Raw genomic sequence first — 20,048 nt, forward strand, 5'->3', positions numbered from 1 at the left:
AAACACGACCCGTCTATCGGGGTGTAAACCAGCGGAGCGCGTCGCACGATGGCTGCATGCTGCTGACCCGGCTGGCCCAGGTGTCCCAGGAGGTCGCCGCGACCTCGGCGCGCTCCCGGAAGATCGCTCTGCTGGCGGAGCTCTTCCGGGACGCCGAGGCGGACGACGCCCCGATCGTCATCCCGTATCTGGCGGGCCGCCTGCCCCAGGGCCGGCTCGGCATCGGCTGGAAGGCGCTGAGCCGGCCGGTCCCGCCGGCCGCCGAGCCGACCCTCACCGTGCGCGAGGTGGACGCCCGTCTCACCGAACTCGGCAAGGTGTCCGGAACCGGCTCACAAGCCGAACGGGCGCGCCTGGTGGGCGAGTTGATGGGTGCGGCCACCGAGGACGAGCAGCGCTTCCTGTTCGGGCTGATCACCGGCGAGGTCAGGCAGGGCGCGCTGGACGCCGTGGCGGTGGAGGGCCTGGCCCAGGCGACCGGGGCGCCGCCGGCGGACGTACGGCGGGCGGTGATGCTCGCGGGCTCCCTCCAGGACGTCGCCCGGGCGCTCCTCGCGGACGGACCGGAGTCCCTGGCCCGCTTCCGGCTCACCGTGGGCCGCCCGGTCCTGCCGATGCTGGCGCACACCGCCACCTCGGTGTCCGAGGCGGTCGACAAGCTGGGCGCGTGCGCGGTCGAGGAGAAGCTGGACGGCATCCGCGTCCAGGTCCACCGCGAGGGCGACACGGTACGGCTGTACACCCGCACCCTCGACGACATCACCGACCGACTGCCCGAACTGACTGCCGCGGCCCTGGAATTGAGAGGGGAGCGCTTCATCCTGGACGGCGAGGTCATCGCCTTCGACGCCGCGGGCCGCCCCCGCTCGTTCCAGGAGACGGCGGGCCGCGTCGGCTCCCGCGCGGACGTGGCGACGGCGGCCAAGGAGGTCCCCGTCTCACCGGTCTTCTTCGACGCCCTGTCCGTCGACGGCCGAGACCTGCTCGACCTGCCGTTCACCGAACGCCACGCGGAGCTGGCCCGGCTGGTCCCCGAGCCGATGCGGGTGCGCCGCGCGCTGGTGTCCGGCCCCGAGGACCTCCCGCGGGCGGAGGCCTTCCTCGCCGAGACCCTGGAGCGCGGCCACGAGGGCGTGGTCGTCAAGGCCCTCGACGCCCCCTACAGCGCGGGCCGGCGCGGCGCTGCCTGGCTGAAGGTCAAGCCCGTCCACACCCTCGACCTGGTGGTGCTGGCCGCCGAATGGGGCCACGGCCGCCGGACCGGCAAGCTGTCCAACCTGCACCTCGGGGCGCGCACGGCGGACGGCGGTTTCGCGATGCTCGGCAAGACGTTCAAGGGCATGACGGACGCGATGCTGACCTGGCAGACCGAGCGCCTCCAGGAGCTCGCCGTGGAGAGCGGCGACTGGGTGGTGACGGTACGCCCCGAGCTGGTCGTCGAGGTCGCCTACGACGGCCTGCAGCGCTCCGCCCGTTACCCGGCCGGCGTAACCCTGCGCTTCGCCCGCGTGGTCCGCTACCGCGAGGACAAGCGGCCGGAGGAGGCCGACACGGTCGGGACCCTGCTCGCCGCCCACCCGGAGGTGAAGCCGTGACGCCGGCTGCCGAGAAGCGCGAGAAGCGGAGCGCGGGCCTGCTGCTCTTCCGCCACACCGATGACGGCCTGGAAGTGTTGCTCGGCCATATGGGCGGCCCGTTCTTCGCCAAGCGCGACGCCGGGGCGTGGACGGTCCCCAAGGGCGAGTACGAACCCGACGAGACCGCCTGGGACGCCGCTCGCCGCGAGTTCCAGGAGGAGCTGGGGCTGCCTGCGCCCGACGGGGAGGCCGTACCGCTCGGCGAGGTCAAGCAGTCGGGCGGCAAGATCGTCACGGTGTGGGCGATCGAGGCCGACCTCGACCCGGCGACGGTCGTCCCCGGCACCTTCCGGATGGAGTGGCCGCCGCGCTCGGGCCGCACCCAGGAGTTCCCGGAACTGGACCGGGTGCGCTGGCTGGCCGTCGACCGGGCGCGCGAGGTCATCGTCACGGCCCAGGCCGCGTTTCTCGACCGGCTGGCGGAGCACTCGGCCTGAGCAGCCGTGCACGCGTTGCGGTACCCACCGCCGCGCGGGAATCTCGAAGCATCAGTCCGCTTCCAGGAGGTCGGTCATGCCCATCGCGACGGTCAACCCTGCGAACGGCGAGACGCTCAAGACGTACGAGGCCATGGGCACCGAGGAGATCGAGCGCAGGCTCCAGCTCGCCGAGGCCACCTTCCGCACCTACCGGACGACGAGCTTCGTCGACCGCGGGCGTCTGCTGATCCAGGCCGCGAACCTCCTGGACGGCGATCAGGAGGACATCGCCCGGGTGATGACCACCGAGATGGGCAAGCCCATCAAGCAGGCCCGGGCGGAGGCCGCCAAGTGCGCCAAGGCGATGCGCTGGTACGCCGAACGCGCCGAGGGGCTGCTCGCCGACGAGGAGCCGGCCGACTCCGACGTGAAGGATTCGGGTGCCTCGCGCGTACGGGTGCGCTACCGCCCGCTCGGGCCGGTCCTCGCGGTCATGCCGTGGAACTTCCCGCTCTGGCAGGTGATGCGCTTCGCGGCGCCCGCTCTGATGTCGGGCAATGTCGGCCTGCTGAAGCACGCCTCGAACGTCCCCCAGACCGCCCTCTACATCGAGGACCTGTTCCACCGTGCGGGCTACACCGAGGGCTGCTTCCAGACGCTGCTGATCGGCGCCGGGCAGGTCGACGAGGTCCTGCGCGACGAACGTGTCAGGGCGGCGACCCTGACCGGCAGCGAGCCCGCGGGCCGGGCGGTCGCCTCCACCGCCGGGGAGATGATCAAGAAGACGGTGCTGGAACTGGGCGGCAGCGACCCGTACGTCGTCATGCCGTCGGCCGACATCGACCGCGCCGCGCGGATCGCGGTGACCGCGCGGGTGCAGAACAACGGGCAGTCGTGCATCGCCGCCAAACGGTTCATCGTGCACGCGGACGTCTACGACGCCTTCGCCGAACGCTTCGTCGAGGGCATGAAGGCGCTGGTGGTCGGCGACCCGATGCAGGAGGAGACGGAGGTCGGCCCGCTGTCGAGCGAGCAGGGCCGGGCGGACCTGGAGGAACTGGTCGACGATGCCACCCGCAGCGGCGCGACGGCCCTGTGCGGCGGCCACCGGCTGCGGCGGCCCGAGCTGCCCGGCTGGTACTACCCGCCCACGGTCCTCTCCGGCATCACCCGCGAGATGCGGATCCACCGGGAGGAGGCGTTCGGCCCGGTCGCCACGCTGTACCGGGCGGCCGATCTGGACGAGGCGGTACTGATCGCCAACGACTCACCCTTCGGACTGAGTTCGAACGTATGGACGCGCGACGAGGCCGAGGTCGACCGGTTCGTACACGACCTGGAGGCCGGAAGCGTGTATGTCAACGGGATGACGGCGTCGCATCCGGCGTTCCCGTTCGGCGGAGTGAAGCGGTCCGGATTCGGCCGTGAGCTGTCGGGGCACGGAATCCGCGAGTTCTGCAACATCACTACGGTTTGGCAGGGTGCGTGAGCGCCGCGCGGTTACGATCCCGGGTGTGAACCGCGAAGTTACTCTGCCGCTGATCGTCGATGACCGCGGGACCTTGCAGGTGGCTGCCGCCGATGTGAGCAAGCTGCTGCGTACGGTGGGTGGTCGGTGGCTGCACCTTGTCGAGGCCGGGGAGGACGGGCTCGATGAGGACACGGTGGCCGCGTTGACCATCGAGCTGGCGAAGCTTGCGGATCGTATTGATGTGGCGTGCATCGCGCACAGCAGTGGGAGTACGCCCTAGGGGGCTGAACCACGCAGCGTCGACCAGAACTGGTCCTCGTAGGTCTGGAGCAAGCGGGTGTAGTCCTGTGCGCGTGCCTCGTCGACCTGGCAGGCATCCCGCCCCTCCTGGATCGCGGCCGTCGCCGCCTGCTCCAGCTCTGCGGAAGGCTCCGCGAAGAAGTCGAAGAATGCACAGGCCTCGTCCGTGAAGCCGTAGTGGCTGCGCAGCGCCTCGGCGATCGTCGCGCAATAGCCGCCCCAGGCCGCGAAGTTGGCCGTGAGCGCGAGCACGGCCTCCGCGGGTGACGCATTGAGGGCAAGCCAGGCCACGTATGCGGGGTAGGCCTGGCAGCCGGGCAGGGGCTTGTACTCCCGGCTGCGGGCCTCGTCCACATCACATGCCTTCGCGAAGGCACCCAGTCGCTCCCCCGCCAGCACCTCGCCCTCGGCCAGCAGGGTGAAGAAGGCGGCGGATTCGGGGGCGCCGGTGGCCGCCCGTTGGGCCAGATGGAGGAAGGCGAGGCGGTCGGCGGGGATCACCCAGCCCTGTTCGAGGGCGAGGGCGGCGAGGGTGGTGGTGCGGTCGGCCTCGCCACGGGCGATGAGCGGTACGAGGGGATGGTCCGTCATCAGGTTCCTCCATCGATTCGGGTACGACAGCGCCCCGTAAGGGGCGCGGGGAACTGCGCGACCAGCCACCGACCACCCGCGGACCGCGTCGCGCAGAAGCCCCCACGGCGCTACCGAATGGGCATACCCGACAACGTACGGGCGATCACCAGCCGCTGGATCTCGCTCGTCCCCTCGAAGATCGTGTAGATCGCGCTGTCCCGGTGCATCCGCTCCACGGGGTACTCCCGCGTGTAGCCGTTGCCGCCCAGGATCTGTATCGCCTGAGCCGTGACCTTCTTCGCCGTCTCGCTCGCGAACAGCTTCGACATCGACCCCTCGGCGGCCTTGAACGGCTTGCCGTTGACCGCCATCCAGGAGGCCCGCCACACCAGCAGCCGTGCCGCGTCGACCTGCGTCGCCATCTCGGCCAGCTGGAACGCCACACCCTGGTTGTCGATGATCGGCCGCCCGAACTGCTCACGCGTCATCGCGTAGTCCAGGGCGACTTCGTACGCGGCACGGGCCGTACCGACGGCCATCGCGCCAACGGCCGGCCGCGAAGCCTCGAACGTGGCCATCGCCGCGTTCTTCACCCGCTCGCCGCCGCCCGCCTTGGCCCGCTCGCGGGCCCGCGCCAGCCGCTCGTCCAGCTTCTGCTTGCCGCCCAGCAGGCAGGAGCCCGGCACGCGCACGTGGTCCAGGACGACCTCGGCGGTGTGCGAGGCGCGGATGCCGTGCTTCTTGAACTTCTGGCCCTGGGACAGGCCCGGCGTGCTCGGCGGGATGATGAAGGACGCGTGGCCCTTGGAGCCGAGATCCGGGTCGACGACCGCGACGACCACGTGGACGTTGGCGATGCCGCCATTGGTCGCCCAGGTCTTCGTGCCGTTGATCACCCACTCGTCCTTGGCCTCGTCGTAGACGGCACGCGTGCGCATCGAGGCCACGTCGGACCCGGCGTCGGGCTCGGAGGAGCAGAACGCGGCGAGCTTGACGTCATTGGCGTCGCCGTACATCTGCGGCACCCACGTACCGATCTGCTCCTCGGTGCCGTTGGCGAGGACGCCGACGGCGGCGAGACCGGTGCCGACGATCGACAGGGCGATGCCCGCGTCGCCCCAGAACAGCTCCTCCATCGCCATGGGGATGCCGAGGCCGGTCTGGTCGAAGTACTGCTGGGCGTAGAAGTCGAGTGAGTAGATGCCGACCTTGGCGGCCTCCTGGATGACCGGCCAGGGAGTCTCCTCACGCTCGTCCCATTCGGCGGCCGCGGGGCGGATCACATCGGCGGCGAAGCCGTGCAGCCAGTCCCGGACCTCCTTCTGTTCGTCGTTGAGCTCCATGGTGAACTCGGCCATGTCCCCTCCAGCGGCGGTACGTGTGCGTGTTACTAGCGGTAACCCTAGTTTGTTACTCGCTAGTAGATAAAGTCAACTCCCGATGACTCATCGACAGCCCATTCGATGGAGGGAGCATGGTGAGTGTTACTTTGCGCAGGCGTCATCGATAGAGCACGGGTGGGGAGAGCGAATGGACACCACACAGCGGACCGATCAGCAACGATCCGCCGACCGCCGTCGGCGCGAGCTGCTGGAGGCCGCGGACCGGGTGGTGCTGCGCGACGGACCACAGGCCTCGATGAACGCCATCGCGGCGGAAGCGGGCATTACGAAGCCGATTCTGTACCGGCACTTCGGCGACAAGGGCGGACTTTACGCGGCGTTGGCCACGCGGCACACCGACGCTCTGCTGGACTCGCTCAGGGCGGCGTTGGATGCCCCCGCGGACCGGCGTGAGCGGGTCGAGGCCACGTTGGACACGTATCTCGCGGCGATCGAGGCCCGCCCTCAGGTGTACCGGTTCCTGATGCATCCGGCGGAGGGCGGGCAGACGGCGGACCAAGGGTTCGACGTCGGCAAGCATTCCGTGCCGTTGCTCCGCAGGATGGGCGAGGAGCTGGCCACGGTGATCGAGGAGCGGTTGGATCTCGGCCCCGGTGGTCAGCAGCTGGCCCGGGTGTGGGGGCACGGCATCGTCGGCATGATGCATGCGGCCGGGGACTGGTGGCTGGGGGAACGGCCGTGTTCGCGCGCCGAGTTGGTGCGGAGTCTGGCCGACCTGTTGTGGGGTCGCCTCGCGGCGGCGGGCGACAAGATCGGGGGTCCGGGGTTCTGACCCCTGGGTCACTCCGGCCGGTGCCAGGAGGCTCGGGTCACCTGGCGCATCAGGCGTCTGTGGCGCCAGCCCGTTACACGGTCCGCGTACACGCCGCCGTCCAAGTGGTCGCACTCGTGCTGGAGGCAGCGGGCGAAGAAACCCGTGCCGTGGATCGTGACCGGCTCCCCCGCCATCGTGAAGCCCTCGACCACCGCGTGGTCGTAGCGCTCCGTCCCCGCCTCCAGGCCCGGCAGGGACAGGCAGCCCTCCGGGCCGCGGAGCACGATCCCGTCCGTCTCCACCAAGCGGGGGTTCACCACATGGCCGAGGTGCCGGACCTCCTCGTCGTCGGGGCAGTCGAACACGAAGACCCGCAGCGACTCCCCCACCTGGTTGGCGGCGAGGCCCACGCCCTGCGCGGCGTACATCGTCGCGAACAAGTCGTCCACGAGCGTCGCCAGTTCCGGACCGAAGTCGGTGACCTGCTCGCAGGGTGCGTGGAGTACCGGGTTTCCGAGCAGAGTGAGGGGCCGGACACGTCCATGAGTGCCCGGAATGGAGACGTTGCGCATGGCGGCAAGGGTACGGCGATTCGGGAGTGCGAATGGATCTCGATAGGCTGACCACCACCACGTTGCCGTAGGGCTTCAGGCACGGCGCGTACGCAAGGAGGATCGAGAACTGATGGCAGGCAACTCGGACCCGCTCACGCCGCGGGCCAAGATCGCCGTGACCGCGGGCAAGGCGGTCGCGGCGGCATCACGCGCCGCAGGGCGCGGCAGCGGTTCGGTGATCGGCGGCCGGGTGGCGCTCAAACTCGACCCCGACCTCCTCGCCCGGCTCGCCCAGAACCTGGACGTCGTCCTGGTCTCGGCGACGAACGGCAAGACCACGACGACCCGGCTGATCGCGGAGGCCCTGCGGGCCGCCGGGCCGGTCGTCTCCAACGCCCTCGGCGCCAACATGCCCGCGGGCATCACCTCGGCGCTGGCCGGCGGCTCTGAGGCGCGCTATGGCGTCATCGAGGTCGACGAGAAGTACCTCGCCGGGGTCGCCCGGGACACCGACCCGAAGTGCATCGCGCTGCTCAACCTCTCGCGCGACCAGCTGGACCGGGCCGCCGAGACCCGCATGCTCGCGGAGAACTGGCGCGAGGGGCTGGCGGGTTCGAAGGCCGTGATCGTGGCCAACGCGGACGACCCGCTGGTCGTGTGGGCCGCCTCGTCGTCGCCCAACGTGATCTGGGTGGCCGCCGGGCAGATGTGGAAGGACGACGCCTGGTCGTGCCCGTCGTGCGGTGGCGTGATGCAGCGTCCGGGCGACGACTGGTTCTGCGGTGAGTGCGGATTCCGGCGGCCGACGCCGAGCTGGGCGCTGTCCGGGGACCATGTCCTCGATCCGCACGGCTCCGCCTGGCCCATTCATCTGCAGTTGCCCGGGCGCGCCAACCAGGCCAACGCCACCTCCTCGGCGGCCGTCGCCGCCGTGTTCGGGGTGCCGCCGCAGGTCGCCCTGGAGCGCATGTACCAGGTGCAGGCCGTGGCCGGGCGCTATGACGTCGTGCAGTTCGAGGGGCGGGATCTGCGGCTGCTGCTGGCCAAGAACCCGGCCGGCTGGCTGGAGACGTTCTCCCTGATCGATCCGCCGCCGACCCCGGTGATCCTTTCCGTCAACGCCCGTGGCGCCGACGGCACCGACACCTCGTGGCTGTGGGACGTCGACTACACGCGGCTGTCCGGGCACCCGATCTGTGTCATCGGTGACCGCAAGCTCGACCTCGCGGTGCGGCTGGAGGTCGCGAACCAGCAGTTCCAGGTCTGCGACAACCTCGACCAGGCCGTGCAGGCGAGCCCGCCGGGCCGGATCGAGGTCATCGCCAACTACACCGCGTTCCAGGACCTGCGCCGCCGCGTCGGCAACTGACGTGCCCCGACGTACTCACAAGGACAGTGACTTCATGAGCGACAACAGTCTGCGGGTCGTCTGGATCTACCCCGACCTGCTCAGCACCTACGGCGACCAGGGCAACGTCCTCGTCGTGGAGCGCCGGGCCCGGCAGCGCGGCCTCGACGTGGCCCGCCTCGACGTCCGCAGCGACCAGCCGATCCCGACCTCCGGCGACATCTACCTGATCGGCGGCGGCGAGGACCGCCCGCAGCGGCTCGCGGCCGAGCGGCTGCGACGGGACGGCGGTCTGCAGCGGGCCGTGGAGAACGGCGCCATCGTGTTCTCGGTCTGTGCCGGGTACCAGATCCTCGGGCACGAGTTCATCAACGACCTCGGTCAGCGCGAGCCCGGTCTCGGGCTGATCGACGTGGTGTCCGTGCGCGGCGAGGGCGAACGGTGCGTCGGTGACGTGCTCGCCGACATCGACCCGCGCCTCGGACTGCCGCCGCTGACCGGCTTCGAGAACCACCAGGGCGTCACCCACCTCGGCCCGACCGCCCGCCCCTTCGCCCAGGTCCGCCTCGGCAACGGCAACGGCACGGGTGACGGCACGGAGGGCGCGTACAACGAAACCGTCTTCGGTACGTACATGCACGGCCCGGTGCTCGCGCGCAACCCGCAGATCGCCGACCTGCTGCTGAAGCTGGCGCTCGACGTGAACGCGCTGCCGCCGACCGACGACCGCTGGTACGAGGCGCTGCGCAACGAGCGCATCACGTCCGCGCAGCAGCCCGCCTGACGCCCGTACACCTGGTTTCCAGTCTGCCGTCACCAGCCCGTCTGACGGTGCGTCCGCACAGGTGAGCGGGGTCGTCCAGCAGGCGGACGCATGGTTCGGCCCCGCCCCCCTGTGCCGCTAGGGTGGCGGGGATTCGAGCCGGACAGCGTGGTCCGGTCCCGGCCCACGTGGAGAAGGTTTTTCGGGCTATGCGCATTGGTGTCCTCACGTCCGGCGGCGACTGCCCCGGCCTGAACGCCGTCATCCGGTCCGTCGTGCACCGCGCCGTCGTCGACCACGGCGACGAGGTCATCGGCTTCCGGGACGGCTGGAAGGGCCTCCTGGAGTGCGACTACCTCAAGCTCGACCTCGACGCGGTGGGCGGCATCCTCGCCCGCGGCGGCACGATCCTCGGCTCCTCCCGGGTCCAGCCCTCCCATCTGCGGGACGGTGTGGAGCGGGCCAAGGGCCATGTCGAGGAGCTCGGCCTCGACGCGATCATCCCGATCGGCGGTGAGGGCACACTCAAGGCGGCCCGGCTGATGTCGGACAGTGGCCTGCCCGTGGTGGGTGTGCCGAAGACCATCGACAACGACATCGCTGTCACCGACGTCACCTTCGGCTTCGACACGGCGGTGACCGTGGCGACCGAGGCCCTGGACCGGCTCAAGACCACCGCCGAGTCCCACCAGCGTGTCCTGGTGGTCGAGGTCATGGGCCGGCACACCGGCTGGATCGCGCTGCACTCGGGCATGGCGGCCGGCGCGCACGCCGTCGTCGTACCGGAACGGCCCTTCGACATCGAGGAGTTGACCCGCGTCGTCGGGCAGCGGTTCGAGGCGGGCAAGCGCTTCGCGATCGTCGTCGCCGCCGAGGGCGCCAAGCCGCGGCCCGGTTCCATGGCGTTCGACGAGGGCGGCAAGGACATCTACGGGCACGAGCGGTTCGCCGGGATCGCCCGTCAGCTGTCGATCGAGCTGGAGGAGCGGCTCGGCAAGGAAGCGCGGCCGGTGATTCTCGGGCACGTGCAGCGCGGTGGGACGCCTACCGCGTACGACCGGGTGCTGGCCACGCGGTTCGGGTGGCATGCGGTGGAGGCCGTGCACCGTGGGGAGTTCGGTCATATGACGGCTCTCCAGGGGACGGACATCGTGATGGTGCCGCTGGCGGAGGCCGTGGAGACGCTGAAGACGGTTCCGGCGGATCGGTACGACGAGGCGGAGTGCGTGCTGTAGGGGCCTCGCCGTAGGAGGTTCTGTCTCGTTGCCAGGTGCGGGTGCTTCGTGGCTTGTCGCGCAGTTCCCCGCGCCCCTGGGTCAGCTGTCCTACCCCCGGTCACAAAGGTGGCCGGGGGTAGTTCTAATCTGGGGCGGACAGACTTGCACAACCCCCACGAAACAGGAGCCGACGGATGGAGCACAGCGGGCACGGCATGATGATGGATCTGCCGCCGTTCACGCTGGGGCGGGGCCTTTCCTGGTCCGCGGACCCGTTCTTTCTCGTCGCCTGTCTTGCGGGACTCGCGCTTTATGCGTGGGGCGTCATTCGGCTGCGGCGGCGCGGGGACAAGTGGCCTGTGGGGCGCACCGTCTCTTATGTCGTGGGCGTGCTGAGCGTGATGCTCGTCATGTGTACCGGGCTGAATGACTACGGAATGGTCATGTTCAGCGTGCACATGGTGCAGCACATGGTGATCAGCATGCTGTCGCCGATCCTGATTCTGCTGGGGGCGCCCGCCACGCTGGCACTGCGCGCGCTGCCGCCGGCCGGGCGGGGGCGCAAGGGGCCGCGGGAATTGCTGCTGGCCCTGCTGCACAGCTGGTACATGCGGATCATCACGCATCCGGCGTTCACCATTCCGCTGTTCATCGCCAGCCTTTACGCGCTGTACTTCACGCCTCTCTTCGACTTCCTGATGGGCTCCAAGACGGGGCACATCGCGATGATGGTGCACTTCCTCGCCGTGGGCGTGGTGTTCTTCTGGCCGATCATCGGCGTGGATCCCGGTCCGCATCGGCCCGGGTATCTGATGCGGATGCTGGAGCTGTTCGCCGGTATGCCGTTCCACGCGTTCTTCGGCATCGCGTTGATGATGGCGTCGCAGCCCATGGTCGAGACGTTCAAGAACCCGCCCGCCTCGCTCGGTATCGACGCCCTCTCCGACCAGAACGCGGCCGGCGGTATCGCCTGGGCGTTCAGTGAGATTCCGTCCGTGCTGGTGCTGATCGCGCTGCTGTTCCAGTGGTACGGCTCCGAGCAGCGGCAGGCCAAGCGCAAGGACCGGGCCGCGGACCGCGACGGCGACAAGGAACTCGAGGCGTACAACGCCTATTTGGCCTCATTGAACGCACGCGGGAACTGAGGACACCGAAAGGCTTCGCCTTTCAGTAGCATGAAGCGCGTCGGGGGAACCGCCGGGGGGAGCGGTAATGGCGTTTCGTGTTTTCGTACACAGGTCCGGGAAATCGGTGATTCGGAGGATCGCCGTCCTGTTGGTCCTCGTTCTGGCGCTCAGTGCGTGCGATCGGGACACACCGATGTTCCTGGTGAAGGCCGTCGCCGCGGGAGTTCCCTCGCTGGCGCCCTTCTTCGAGGAGAACCAGGGGCTCGGACGGGACGACGCGCAGGTCACGGCGCAGACGGCGCACGGCGGTCTTCAACAGGGGGACACTCCGGGGCTGTACGGGGGGTCCAAGCAGCCGACGGTCTGTGATGTCGCACGGCTCAAGGAGTTCCTCACCGATCCCGCCAATGACCGCAAGGCACAGGCGTGGGCAGCCGCGCTCTCCATTACCACGGACGGGATTCCGGGATATCTCGATCGCCTCACACCGGTTCTCCTGCGCCACGACACTCTCGTGAAGAACCACGACTACAAAAAGGGAAAAGCCACCCCCTTCAACGCGCTGCTCCAGACGGGAATCGCGATTCTCGTCGACCAGCAGGGTCTTCCCGCGGTGAAGTGTTCGTGCGGAAATCCACTGCGGCCCTTCGAGGGTGACACGACCCGGATAAAGGTCGAGTTCGACGACCGCAACGACGAGTGGAAGGGCTACGACAAGTCCTCCGTGGTGGCCGTGCGGCCCGCGACGCGGAAAGTGGAGCGGCTCGCCCTCGTCGACGTCCATGAACCGGACCGGGGCATCACCCGTCCCGTCGGCACCACCGGCGAGGACGACACCGCCTTCGACACACGCGAGCGGCATGCGGTGCCGAACCTCGCCGGGGCGACGTTCGGGCAGGCGAGCCGGCGGCTGGCCGACAACGGGCTGGCGGTCGCCTTCGCCGGCGGCGGGCTGCCGCCGGACGACGCCCGGGTGACGGCGTCGGATCCGCCGGCCGGGAGCGAGTTGCGGTTCGGGGAGTACGTGACGTTGAGCGTGGCCGGGGGGAGTTCCGGTGGGTCGCCGTCCGACGGGACGACGCCCGCTCCCCCGGGCTCGGGGTCGTCCCCGACGACGCGGGATCCGTCGGCCACGACGCCGACGTCGCCCACGGCCTCGTCGCCGTCCGGCCCGACTCCACCGACCTCGTCCTCCGGATCCGGGGGCCCCGGGCCGGGCAGCTCCGGCCCCAGCAGCCCTGGCCCAAGCAGCGCCGGCCCTACCAGTTCCGGCCCCACCAGTTCCGGTCCCACCAGCGCCAAGCCGCCCAGCTCACCGCCGCCCCCGTCGACGACGTCCCCCACGACGAGCTCAGCGCCCCCTCCCGCGTCCCCTCCCCCGTCCCCGTCCAGCTCACCACCGCAGACCACCAGCGCGCCCCCGACGAGCGCCCCGGTCACCAGCAGCGCGCCGCCGCCCGCGAGCAGCGGGCCCGCCACCGGCACGCCGGGGACTGACGGCCCCTCCACCGCAACCGCCCCCGCCTAGCAACCGCGCACCCGCAGAACCGGGAGTCACCGGATGCCTTCAGGATCACCGACGTCGGGAGTGGGCCGGGTCATCGCCGGCCGCTATCTGCTGCTGAACCGGCTCGGCAGCGGTGGCATGGGCCATGTCTGGCTCGCCCACGACCAGAGACTCGCCTGCGAGGTCGCGCTCAAGGAGATCGTGTTCCGGGACCCGGCCGAGGCCAACGAGCGCGAGGCGCGGGTGGCCCGTGCCCGTGCCGAGGCCCGGCACGCGGCGGGGCTGCGCGGGCATCCACATGTGGTGACCGTGCACGACGTGCTGGAGCACGACGGGCTGCCGTGGATCGTCATGGAGTACGTGGAGGGCGCCGTCAACCTGCGCGACCTGGTCGCCCGGCGCGGCCCGCTGGCGCCCGCCGAGTGCGCCCGCATCGGGCTCGCCGTGCTGGACGCGCTGACCGCGGGGCACGAGCGGGGCGTCATGCACCGGGACGTGAAACCGGCGAACATCCTGCTGGCGCCGGACCGCACCGGGGCGCCGTACGGACGGGTGCTGCTCACCGACTACGGCATCTCGGTGCAGCCGGACACCGGTGAGACGCGGTACACGCTGGCGTCGGTGCTCGTGGGCACGTCGGGCTATCTGGCGCCGGAGCGGGTCACGGGCGGGGCGCCCACGCCGGCCACCGATCTGTTCTCGCTGGGCTGCACGCTGTACCACGGCGTCGAGGGCCGGGGTCCCTTCGACCGAGAGTCGCATCTGGCGGAGCTGACCGCGGTGGTCATGGAGGAGCCCCGGGCGGCCGGGCGGGCCGGGGCGCTGGGTCCCGTCCTGTGGGCGCTGCTGGAGAAGGACCCGGCGCGGCGGATGCCGGCCGCGCAGGCGGAGGCGGCACTGTCACGGATCGTGACTCCGGAGGCCGACGCGTACGCACGGACGCAGACCGACGTCGGTTCGCAGCCGCACTGGGGTGGTGCGCCGCCTCCGGGACCCGTGCCCGACGTGGCGGGGTTCGGCTCGCTGCCCGTGTCCGGTCGGCCGGGCGGCGCCCACGGCTTCAGTCCCCCGTCCGGACGCCCGGACGTACCGCCACCGGGCCCGGGCCCGGCGAGCGGACCGCCCTCCGGTTCGCTGCCCCCGCCTCCCGGTGGACCGGTGGGCTTCGGTTCCGGGCCGGGGGAAGGGCAGCGGACCCGCCCCCGCGTCCTCCACGCGGTCCTCGCCGGCCTGCTCGGGCTGGCACTCGCGGGCACCGGCGTCTGGTACGCCATGTCCCGGCAGTCGGACACCGGCGGGACGCAGCGGCCGTACGGCAGCGCCGTAGGACTCGGTGATCCGCTGGAGGACGGGGACTGTGTGCTCGCCGACTGGTCCGGCACAGCCGCCTTCAAGGGCACGCCGCGGCTGAGTCTGGACGCCAGTTGCGGACAGAAGGCTCCCGACGGGCAGGTGGTCGCGTTCGTCGCGTCCGCGTCCGCCGCCGAGGCGCGGCAGGACGGGCCCGCGGCGTGCGAGGAGCGGACCGAGGAGCTTCGCGGGCGGCTCGCGGACGTCCGCAGCTTCGCCGTCGTACCGACCGAGGAGGGGTTCGAGGCGGCCGGGCGGCGTACGGCCTGTCTGGTGCTGGGCGCGCACGGACCGGTGTACGGGCCCTTGGGCGAGCATCGCAGGCCGGGGGTGGCCTTCGCGGACACGGCGACCATGCAGCGGCGGGACTGTCTGGACGTGCGCTCCCACCGGGACGCCCGTCTGGTGTCCTGCGCGGGGCGGCACGACGAGCAGGTGCTCGGGTTCACCCGGTTGGGCGCCGACGTCACGATGAGCGAGGCGCGCACCGAGTCCGACGCCGCGTGTGCCCGTCAGGTGCCGCCGCGCGACTACGGATTCGATCCTTCCGTGTACACGGCGGGCTCCTGGACGAGCGAGGGGGCCTGGAAGAACGGCACCCATTTCGTCGTGTGCACCGTCCGGAAGCAGAACGGGGGCACCATGGAGGGGGACGAACCCTAGGAGGGTGTTGCGATGCCCGGTTCTACGGACGGTTCTACGAAGGCAATGGGAGTGCTCACCCTGGGCGGCCTCGTCGTGGTGACGGCCTACACGGTGGCGCTCGGGAGCAATGGCTGGCTGTGGTTCGGGTGGGTGGTGCTGGGTCTGATCACGCTGGGGATGGTGGCCAGTCGCGGCAGCTGAGCCTCACTCCCGGGTGAGTCGCCCGGCGGAGTGCACGCCCGGCTGGTACTTCGGCAGCCGGGCGGTCACCTTCATGCCCGCGCCCGGGGCGGTCTCGATGACGAGGCCGTAGTTGTCGCCGTAGACCTGGCGGAGCCGGTCGTCGACGTTCGACAGTCCGATGCCGCCCGACGGGCTGTCCTCGCCCGCGAGGATGCGGCGCAGCAGGACGGGGTCCATTCCGGCGCCGTCGTCCTCGATGACGACGAGGGCCTCGGCGCCCGCGTCCTGTGCGGTGATCTGGATCTGGCACTTGTCGGCCTTGCCCTCCAGGCCGTGCTTGACCGCGTTCTCGACGAGCGGCTGCAGGCACAGGAAGGGCAGGGCGACCGGCAGCACCTCGGGGGCGATCTGGAGGGTCACCGAGAGACGGTCACCGAAGCGGGCCCGCACCAGCGCCAAGTAGTGGTCGATGGCGTGGAGTTCGTCGGCGAGGGTGGTGAAGTCGCCGTGCCTGCGGAAGGAGTAGCGGGTGAAGTCGGCGAACTCCAGGAGCAGTTCGCGGGCGCGCTCGGGGTCGGTGCGCACGAAGCTGGCTATCACCGCGAGCGAGTTGAAGATGAAGTGCGGGGAGATCTGGGCCCGCAGTGCCTTGATCTCCGCCTCGATCAGCCGGGTGCGGGACCGGTCGAGGTCGGCCAGCTCCAGCTGCACGGAGACCCAGCGGGCCACCTCGCCGGCCGCCCGCACCAGTACCGCCGACTCGCGGGGCGCGCAGGCGACGAGGGCGCCGTGGACACGGTCGTCGACGGTGAGCGGGGCGACGACGGCCCAGCGCACCGGGCAGTCGGGGGCGCCGCAGGTGAGCGGGAAGGCCTCGCCGCGGCCCGACTCCAGGGGGCCTGCGAGGAGTTGCATGATCTCCGTACGGTGATGGCCGCCCACCCCGTCCCAGACGAGGACGTCCTTCTCGTCCGTCAGGCACAGCGCGTCGGTGCCGAGGAGCGAGCGCAGCCGGCGGGCGGACTTGCGGGCGGTCTCCTCGGTGAGTCCGGCGCGCAGCGGGGGCGCGGCGAGGGAGGCGGTGTGCAGGGTCTCGAAGGTGGCGTGCTCGACGGGGGTGCCGAGGTCGCCGAGGTTCTGGGGGCGGGCGGTGCGCCGGCCGAGCCAGAAGCCGGCGGCGAGCAGCGGCAGGATCGCCACGCACAGGCCGGCGAGGAATCCGCTCATGCCGGCACCGCCTCACGCCGTCCGGCGATGTGACGCCTCATGCCTTCGCCTCCGTCCGCAGTTCCTCCGGCAGATGGAACCGGGCCAGGATCGCCGCTGTTCCGGGCGGCACCCGGCTCGGGGTGGCCAGGGACACCACGATCATGGTGAGGAAGGCCAGCGGCACCGACCAGAGCGCGGGCCAGGCGAGCAGCGCGTGCAGGGCGCCGGAGCCCGGGAAGCCGGCCATCGTCGCCGCGACGGCGAGCAGCGCGGAGCCGCCGCCCACCAGCATCCCGGCGGCGGCGCCGGGCGGGGTGAGCCGGTGCCACCAGATGCCGAGGACGAGCAGCGGGCAGAAGGAGGACGCCGACACGGCGAAGGCGAGGCCCACCGCGTCGGCCACCGGCAGTCCGCCGACCAGGGCGCTCGCGGCGAGCGGGACGGCCATGGCGAGGACGGTGCCGAGCCGGAAGTGCCGGACGCCGCGGGACGGGAGGACGTCCTGGGTGAGCACGCCCGCGACGGCCATGGTCAGGCCCGATGCCGTGGACAGGAACGCGGCGAAGGCGCCGCCGGCGACCAGCGCGCCGAGCAGGTCGCCGCCGAGGCCGCCGATCATGCGGTCGGGCAGCAGGAGTGCGGCCGCGTCGGCGTCGCCGGTGAGGGTGAGTTCGGGGGCGTACAGGCGGCCGAGGGCGCCGTAGATCGGGGGCAGCAGGTAGAAGGCGCCGATCAGGCCGAGCACGGCGACCGTGGTGCGGCGGGCGGCGACGCCGTGCGGGCTGGTGTAGAAGCGGACGACGACGTGCGGCAGGCCCATGGTGCCGAGGAAGGTGGCGAGGATCAGTCCGTACGTGGCGTACAGCGGGCGCTCGCCGCGGCTTTCGGCCTGCGAGGGGGACAGGCCGCCGCTCGCGCTGCGGTCACGTTCGGGGACCTCGGCGCCCTTGGCGAAGGTCAGACGGGTGCCGGCCTCGATGTGATGGGTGCCGGCGGGGAGTTCGAGCTTGTCGTCCTCGTGGCTGCGGCCGTCGATGGCGCCGGTCGCGGTGACGGCGAGCGGCCGGTCGAGCTTCAGCTTGATGCTGTCGTCGACGCGCACGACGCTCTGTTCGCGGAAGGTCGCCGGTTCGTCGAAGGCCCGGCGGGGGGCGCCGTCGCCCTGCCAGGCGAGGATCAGGAAGAGGGCGGGGACGAGCAGGGCGGTCAGCTTGAGCCAGTACTGGAAGGCCTGCACGAAGGTGATGGAGCGCATGCCGCCCGCGGCGACGATGGCGACCACGACGACCGCCACGATCAGTCCGCCGAGCGAGTCGGGGGCGCCCGTCAGGACGGTGAGCGTCAGTCCGGCGCCCTGGAGTTGGGGCAGCAGATACAGCCAGCCGGTGCCGACGACGAACGCGCCCGCCAGTCGTCGCACGGCCTGGGAGGACAGGCGGGCCTCGGCGAAGTCGGGGAGGGTGTAGGCGCCGGAGCGGCGCAGCGGGGCCGCGACGAACAGCAGCAGGACGAGATATCCGGCGGTGTAGCCGACCGGGTACCAGAGCATGTCGGGACCCTGCACGAGGACCAGGCCGGCGATGCCGAGGAAGGAGGCGGCGGAGAGGTACTCGCCGCTGATCGCGGCCGCGTTGAGGCGGGGACCGACGGTGCGGGAGGCGACGTAGAAGTCGGAGGTGGTGCGGGATATGCGCAGGCCGAAGGCGCCGACGAGGACGGTCGCGAGGACGACGAGGGCGACGGCGGGGACGGCGTAGCTGTAGTTCACGGTCGCATCGGTTCCTCGGGCTCAGCGGTCTTCGACGAGACGGACGAAGTCCCGCTCGTTGCGTTCGGCGCGCCGCACATACCAGCGGGCGAGGAGGACCAGGGGGGCGTAGAGGCAGAAGCCGAGGACCAGCCATTCCAGGCCGCGGGCGTCCGGCATGGCGGCGAACAGCAGCGGCAGGGGGCCGATGAGCAGGCCGAGGACCGCGAGCACGGCCAGGCCGGCGCGGAGCTGGGTGCGCATCAGCGACCGTACGTAGGTGTGGCCGAGGGTCGTCTGCTCGTCGATCTCGGTGCGGGGGCGGTAGTAGCCGGAGGCGGGGCGGCTGCGGCGCGGCGGGCCGGTGACGACGACACGGCGCTCGGTGGGGTCCTGGTTCGGCACGGCTACGGCCTCCTCATCAGCAGATCGCGCAGCTCGCGTGCGTGGCGGCGGCTGACCTGGAGTTCCTCGGCGCCGACCATGACGCTGACGGTGCCCGCGTCCAGGCGGAGTTCGCCGATGTGGCGCAGGGCGACGAGATGGCGGCGGTGGATGCGGACGAAGCCGCGGGAGCGCCAGCGCTCCTCCAGGGTCGACAGGGGGATGCGGACGAGGTGGCTGCCCTTGTCGGTGTGCAGGCGGGCGTAGTCGCCCTGGGCCTCGACGTGGGTGATGTCCTCGACGGAGACGAAGCGGGTCACGCCGCCCAGCTCGACCGGGATGTGGTCGGGGTCGGGTTCGCTCACGGGTATTCGGGGGCCGGCGTCGCGGAGCTCGGCGGCGCGGCGGACGGCTTCCGCGAGGCGCTCCTTGCGCACGGGCTTGAGGACGTAGTCGACGGCCTTGAGGTCGAAGGCCTGGACGGCGAAGTCCTCGTGGGCGGTGACGAACACGACGAGCGGCGGCTTGGCGAGGCCGGTGAGCAGCCGGGCGAGGTCCAGGCCGTCCAGGCCGGGCATGTTGATGTCGAGGAAGACGACGTCGATCGACTCCGGGCCGTGAGGTCCCGACTCCAGGGCGCGGTTGATGCGGCGCAGCGCCTCGGTCGCGTCGCCGGCGCCCTCCGCGCTGCCGACGCGCGGGTCGGCGTTCAGGAGGTAGAGCAGCTCCTCCAGCGAGGGGCGTTCGTCGTCGACAGCCAGGGCGCGCAGCATGAACGGGAGTGTAAGAGCAATGGGCACGCCTGGACATGTGCTCTGCGTTGACGTCTGCGCTGGGTGCCGTGCCGCTTACAGTGCCCTCATGAACAGCGGCGCGGCCCCCTTCGACGACCTCGACCGGAAGATCATCACGGCTCTGATGGCGAACGCCAGGACGAGTTTCGCCGAGATCGGCACGAGCGTCGGACTGTCGGCCACGGCGGTGAAGCGGCGCGTGGACCGGCTGCGCGAGACGGGCGTGATCACCGGGTTCACGGCCACGGTCAAGCCGTACGCGCTGGGCTGGCGTACGGAGGCGTACGTCGAGGTGTACTGCGAGGGCGCGGCGCCGCCGCGGCGGCTGGCGGAGGTGGTCCGCAACCATCCGGAGATCACCGCGGCGATGACGGTGACCGGGGGCGCGGACGCGCTGCTGCATGTGCGGGCGCGGGACGTGGAGCACTTCGAGGAGGTGCTGGAGCGCATTCGCGTCGAGCCGTTCATCCGGAAGACGATCAGCGTGATGGTGCTGTCCCATCTGATCCCGGAGAGTCCGGAGGCGGGTGCCACCCAGGCCATTCAGGAGGAGGACTCCGGGTCCTGGGGGTGGTGACGCATCAGTCGTGCGTCTGCGCGGCCAAAGACGCAGCGTTCCTGCGTGGACACGCAATTCTTGTTTCTTGTCGCTCGTGGGCGTCG

20 protein-coding genes are annotated in these 20,048 nt (G+C 71.0%); 13 read left to right on the top strand and 7 right to left on the bottom strand.

What is annotated here, in order from left to right:
* The first annotated feature begins 56 nt into the window (after positions 1–56).
* The 4 genes from OG254_RS07490 to OG254_RS07505 all read left to right on the top strand — a co-directional run bounded on the left by OG254_RS07490 (position 57) and on the right by OG254_RS07505 (position 3,807).
* The gene (locus OG254_RS07490; protein ID WP_405578638.1) at positions 57–1,595 is read left to right on the top strand and encodes an ATP-dependent DNA ligase; all 1,539 of its coding nucleotides are present in this window, start codon (positions 57–59) and stop codon (positions 1,593–1,595) included.
* Positions 1,592–2,074 carry an NUDIX domain-containing protein gene (locus OG254_RS07495; protein ID WP_405578640.1) on the top strand — a complete coding sequence of 161 codons (483 nt, stop codon included), beginning with the start codon at positions 1,592–1,594 and terminating at the stop codon, positions 2,072–2,074. Before OG254_RS07490 ends, OG254_RS07495 begins: the two co-directional genes overlap by 4 nt.
* 76 nt (positions 2,075–2,150) lie before the next feature.
* The gene (locus tag OG254_RS07500; protein WP_405578642.1) at positions 2,151–3,545 is read left to right on the top strand and encodes an NADP-dependent succinic semialdehyde dehydrogenase; all 1,395 of its coding nucleotides are present in this window, start codon (positions 2,151–2,153) and stop codon (positions 3,543–3,545) included.
* 25 nt (positions 3,546–3,570) lie between these two features.
* Positions 3,571–3,807 carry a DUF6213 family protein gene (locus OG254_RS07505; RefSeq protein WP_030041549.1) on the top strand — a complete coding sequence of 79 codons (237 nt, stop codon included), beginning with the start codon at positions 3,571–3,573 and terminating at the stop codon, positions 3,805–3,807.
* On the opposite strand, the gene OG254_RS07510 is transcribed toward OG254_RS07505, so the two are convergent.
* The gene (locus tag OG254_RS07510; protein WP_405578645.1) at positions 3,804–4,418 is read right to left on the bottom strand and encodes a transcriptional regulator; all 615 of its coding nucleotides are present in this window, start codon (positions 4,416–4,418) and stop codon (positions 3,804–3,806) included. The two genes, OG254_RS07505 and OG254_RS07510, sit on opposite strands and share 4 nt — an antisense overlap.
* A gap of 110 nt (positions 4,419–4,528) precedes the next feature.
* Positions 4,529–5,758, bottom strand: a complete 1,230-nt coding sequence (locus OG254_RS07515) for an acyl-CoA dehydrogenase family protein (protein ID WP_405578647.1) — start codon at positions 5,756–5,758, stop codon at positions 4,529–4,531.
* A 172-nt stretch (positions 5,759–5,930) separates the two neighbouring features.
* On the opposite strand from OG254_RS07515, the gene OG254_RS07520 reads away from it, so the two are divergent.
* Positions 5,931–6,575 carry a TetR family transcriptional regulator gene (locus OG254_RS07520; RefSeq protein ID WP_405578649.1) on the top strand — a complete coding sequence of 215 codons (645 nt, stop codon included), beginning with the start codon at positions 5,931–5,933 and terminating at the stop codon, positions 6,573–6,575.
* A gap of 8 nt (positions 6,576–6,583) precedes the next feature.
* Here OG254_RS07520 and def read toward each other — a convergent pair whose 3' ends face one another.
* Complete coding sequence (gene def / locus OG254_RS07525; RefSeq protein WP_405578651.1) at positions 6,584–7,129, bottom strand: peptide deformylase; 546 nt, start codon at positions 7,127–7,129, stop codon at positions 6,584–6,586.
* Between the two features lie 112 nt (positions 7,130–7,241).
* Between def and OG254_RS07530 the strand changes: the two genes are divergently transcribed.
* From OG254_RS07530 to OG254_RS07560, 7 genes are all read left to right on the top strand, one after another.
* On the top strand, positions 7,242–8,480 hold the full coding sequence (locus OG254_RS07530; RefSeq protein WP_405578653.1) for a MurT ligase domain-containing protein: 1,239 nt from the start codon (positions 7,242–7,244) through the stop codon (positions 8,478–8,480).
* A 34-nt stretch (positions 8,481–8,514) separates the two neighbouring features.
* Complete coding sequence (locus tag OG254_RS07535) at positions 8,515–9,243, top strand: type 1 glutamine amidotransferase (RefSeq protein ID WP_405578655.1); 729 nt, start codon at positions 8,515–8,517, stop codon at positions 9,241–9,243.
* Between the two features lie 188 nt (positions 9,244–9,431).
* A complete protein-coding gene (locus OG254_RS07540) occupies positions 9,432–10,457 on the top strand; it encodes a 6-phosphofructokinase (RefSeq protein WP_147997431.1) in 1,026 nt (341 codons plus the stop codon).
* Between the two features lie 176 nt (positions 10,458–10,633).
* Complete coding sequence (locus OG254_RS07545; protein ID WP_405578659.1) at positions 10,634–11,584, top strand: cytochrome c oxidase assembly protein; 951 nt, start codon at positions 10,634–10,636, stop codon at positions 11,582–11,584.
* Positions 11,585–11,759: 175 nt separating this feature from the next.
* The gene (locus OG254_RS07550) at positions 11,760–13,094 is read left to right on the top strand and encodes a DUF6777 domain-containing protein (RefSeq protein ID WP_405578663.1); all 1,335 of its coding nucleotides are present in this window, start codon (positions 11,760–11,762) and stop codon (positions 13,092–13,094) included.
* A gap of 33 nt (positions 13,095–13,127) precedes the next feature.
* Entirely contained in the window at positions 13,128–15,086 is a 1,959-nt protein-coding gene (locus OG254_RS07555) for a protein kinase domain-containing protein (RefSeq protein ID WP_405578665.1), read from the top strand.
* A 45-nt stretch (positions 15,087–15,131) separates the two neighbouring features.
* A complete protein-coding gene (locus tag OG254_RS07560) occupies positions 15,132–15,269 on the top strand; it encodes a hypothetical protein (RefSeq protein WP_187284623.1) in 138 nt (45 codons plus the stop codon).
* Positions 15,270–15,272: 3 nt separating this feature from the next.
* Here OG254_RS07560 and OG254_RS07565 read toward each other — a convergent pair whose 3' ends face one another.
* From OG254_RS07565 to OG254_RS07580, 4 genes are read right to left on the bottom strand one after another with little or no spacing between them, the layout of a single operon-like run.
* Positions 15,273–16,478, bottom strand: a complete 1,206-nt coding sequence (locus OG254_RS07565) for a sensor histidine kinase (RefSeq protein WP_405578667.1) — start codon at positions 16,476–16,478, stop codon at positions 15,273–15,275.
* 37 nt (positions 16,479–16,515) lie between these two features.
* Positions 16,516–18,228 (bottom strand): cation acetate symporter, encoded by a 1,713-nt coding sequence (locus tag OG254_RS07570; RefSeq protein ID WP_405578669.1) that lies wholly within the window; start codon positions 18,226–18,228, stop codon positions 16,516–16,518.
* A 21-nt stretch (positions 18,229–18,249) separates the two neighbouring features.
* A complete protein-coding gene (locus OG254_RS07575) occupies positions 18,250–18,612 on the bottom strand; it encodes a hypothetical protein (protein ID WP_405578671.1) in 363 nt (120 codons plus the stop codon).
* Between the two features lie 2 nt (positions 18,613–18,614).
* A complete protein-coding gene (locus OG254_RS07580; protein WP_405578676.1) occupies positions 18,615–19,364 on the bottom strand; it encodes a LytR/AlgR family response regulator transcription factor in 750 nt (249 codons plus the stop codon).
* An 88-nt stretch (positions 19,365–19,452) separates the two neighbouring features.
* Here OG254_RS07580 and OG254_RS07585 point away from each other — a divergent pair, with 88 nt between their 5' ends.
* Positions 19,453–19,962, top strand: coding sequence for an Lrp/AsnC family transcriptional regulator (locus OG254_RS07585; protein ID WP_351194114.1), 510 nt, complete (start codon positions 19,453–19,455; stop codon positions 19,960–19,962).
* Positions 19,963–20,048 lie beyond the last annotated feature (86 nt).

The organism is Streptomyces sp. NBC_01092 (assembly GCF_045039535.1).
Taxonomy (GTDB): domain Bacteria; phylum Actinomycetota; class Actinomycetes; order Streptomycetales; family Streptomycetaceae; genus Streptomyces.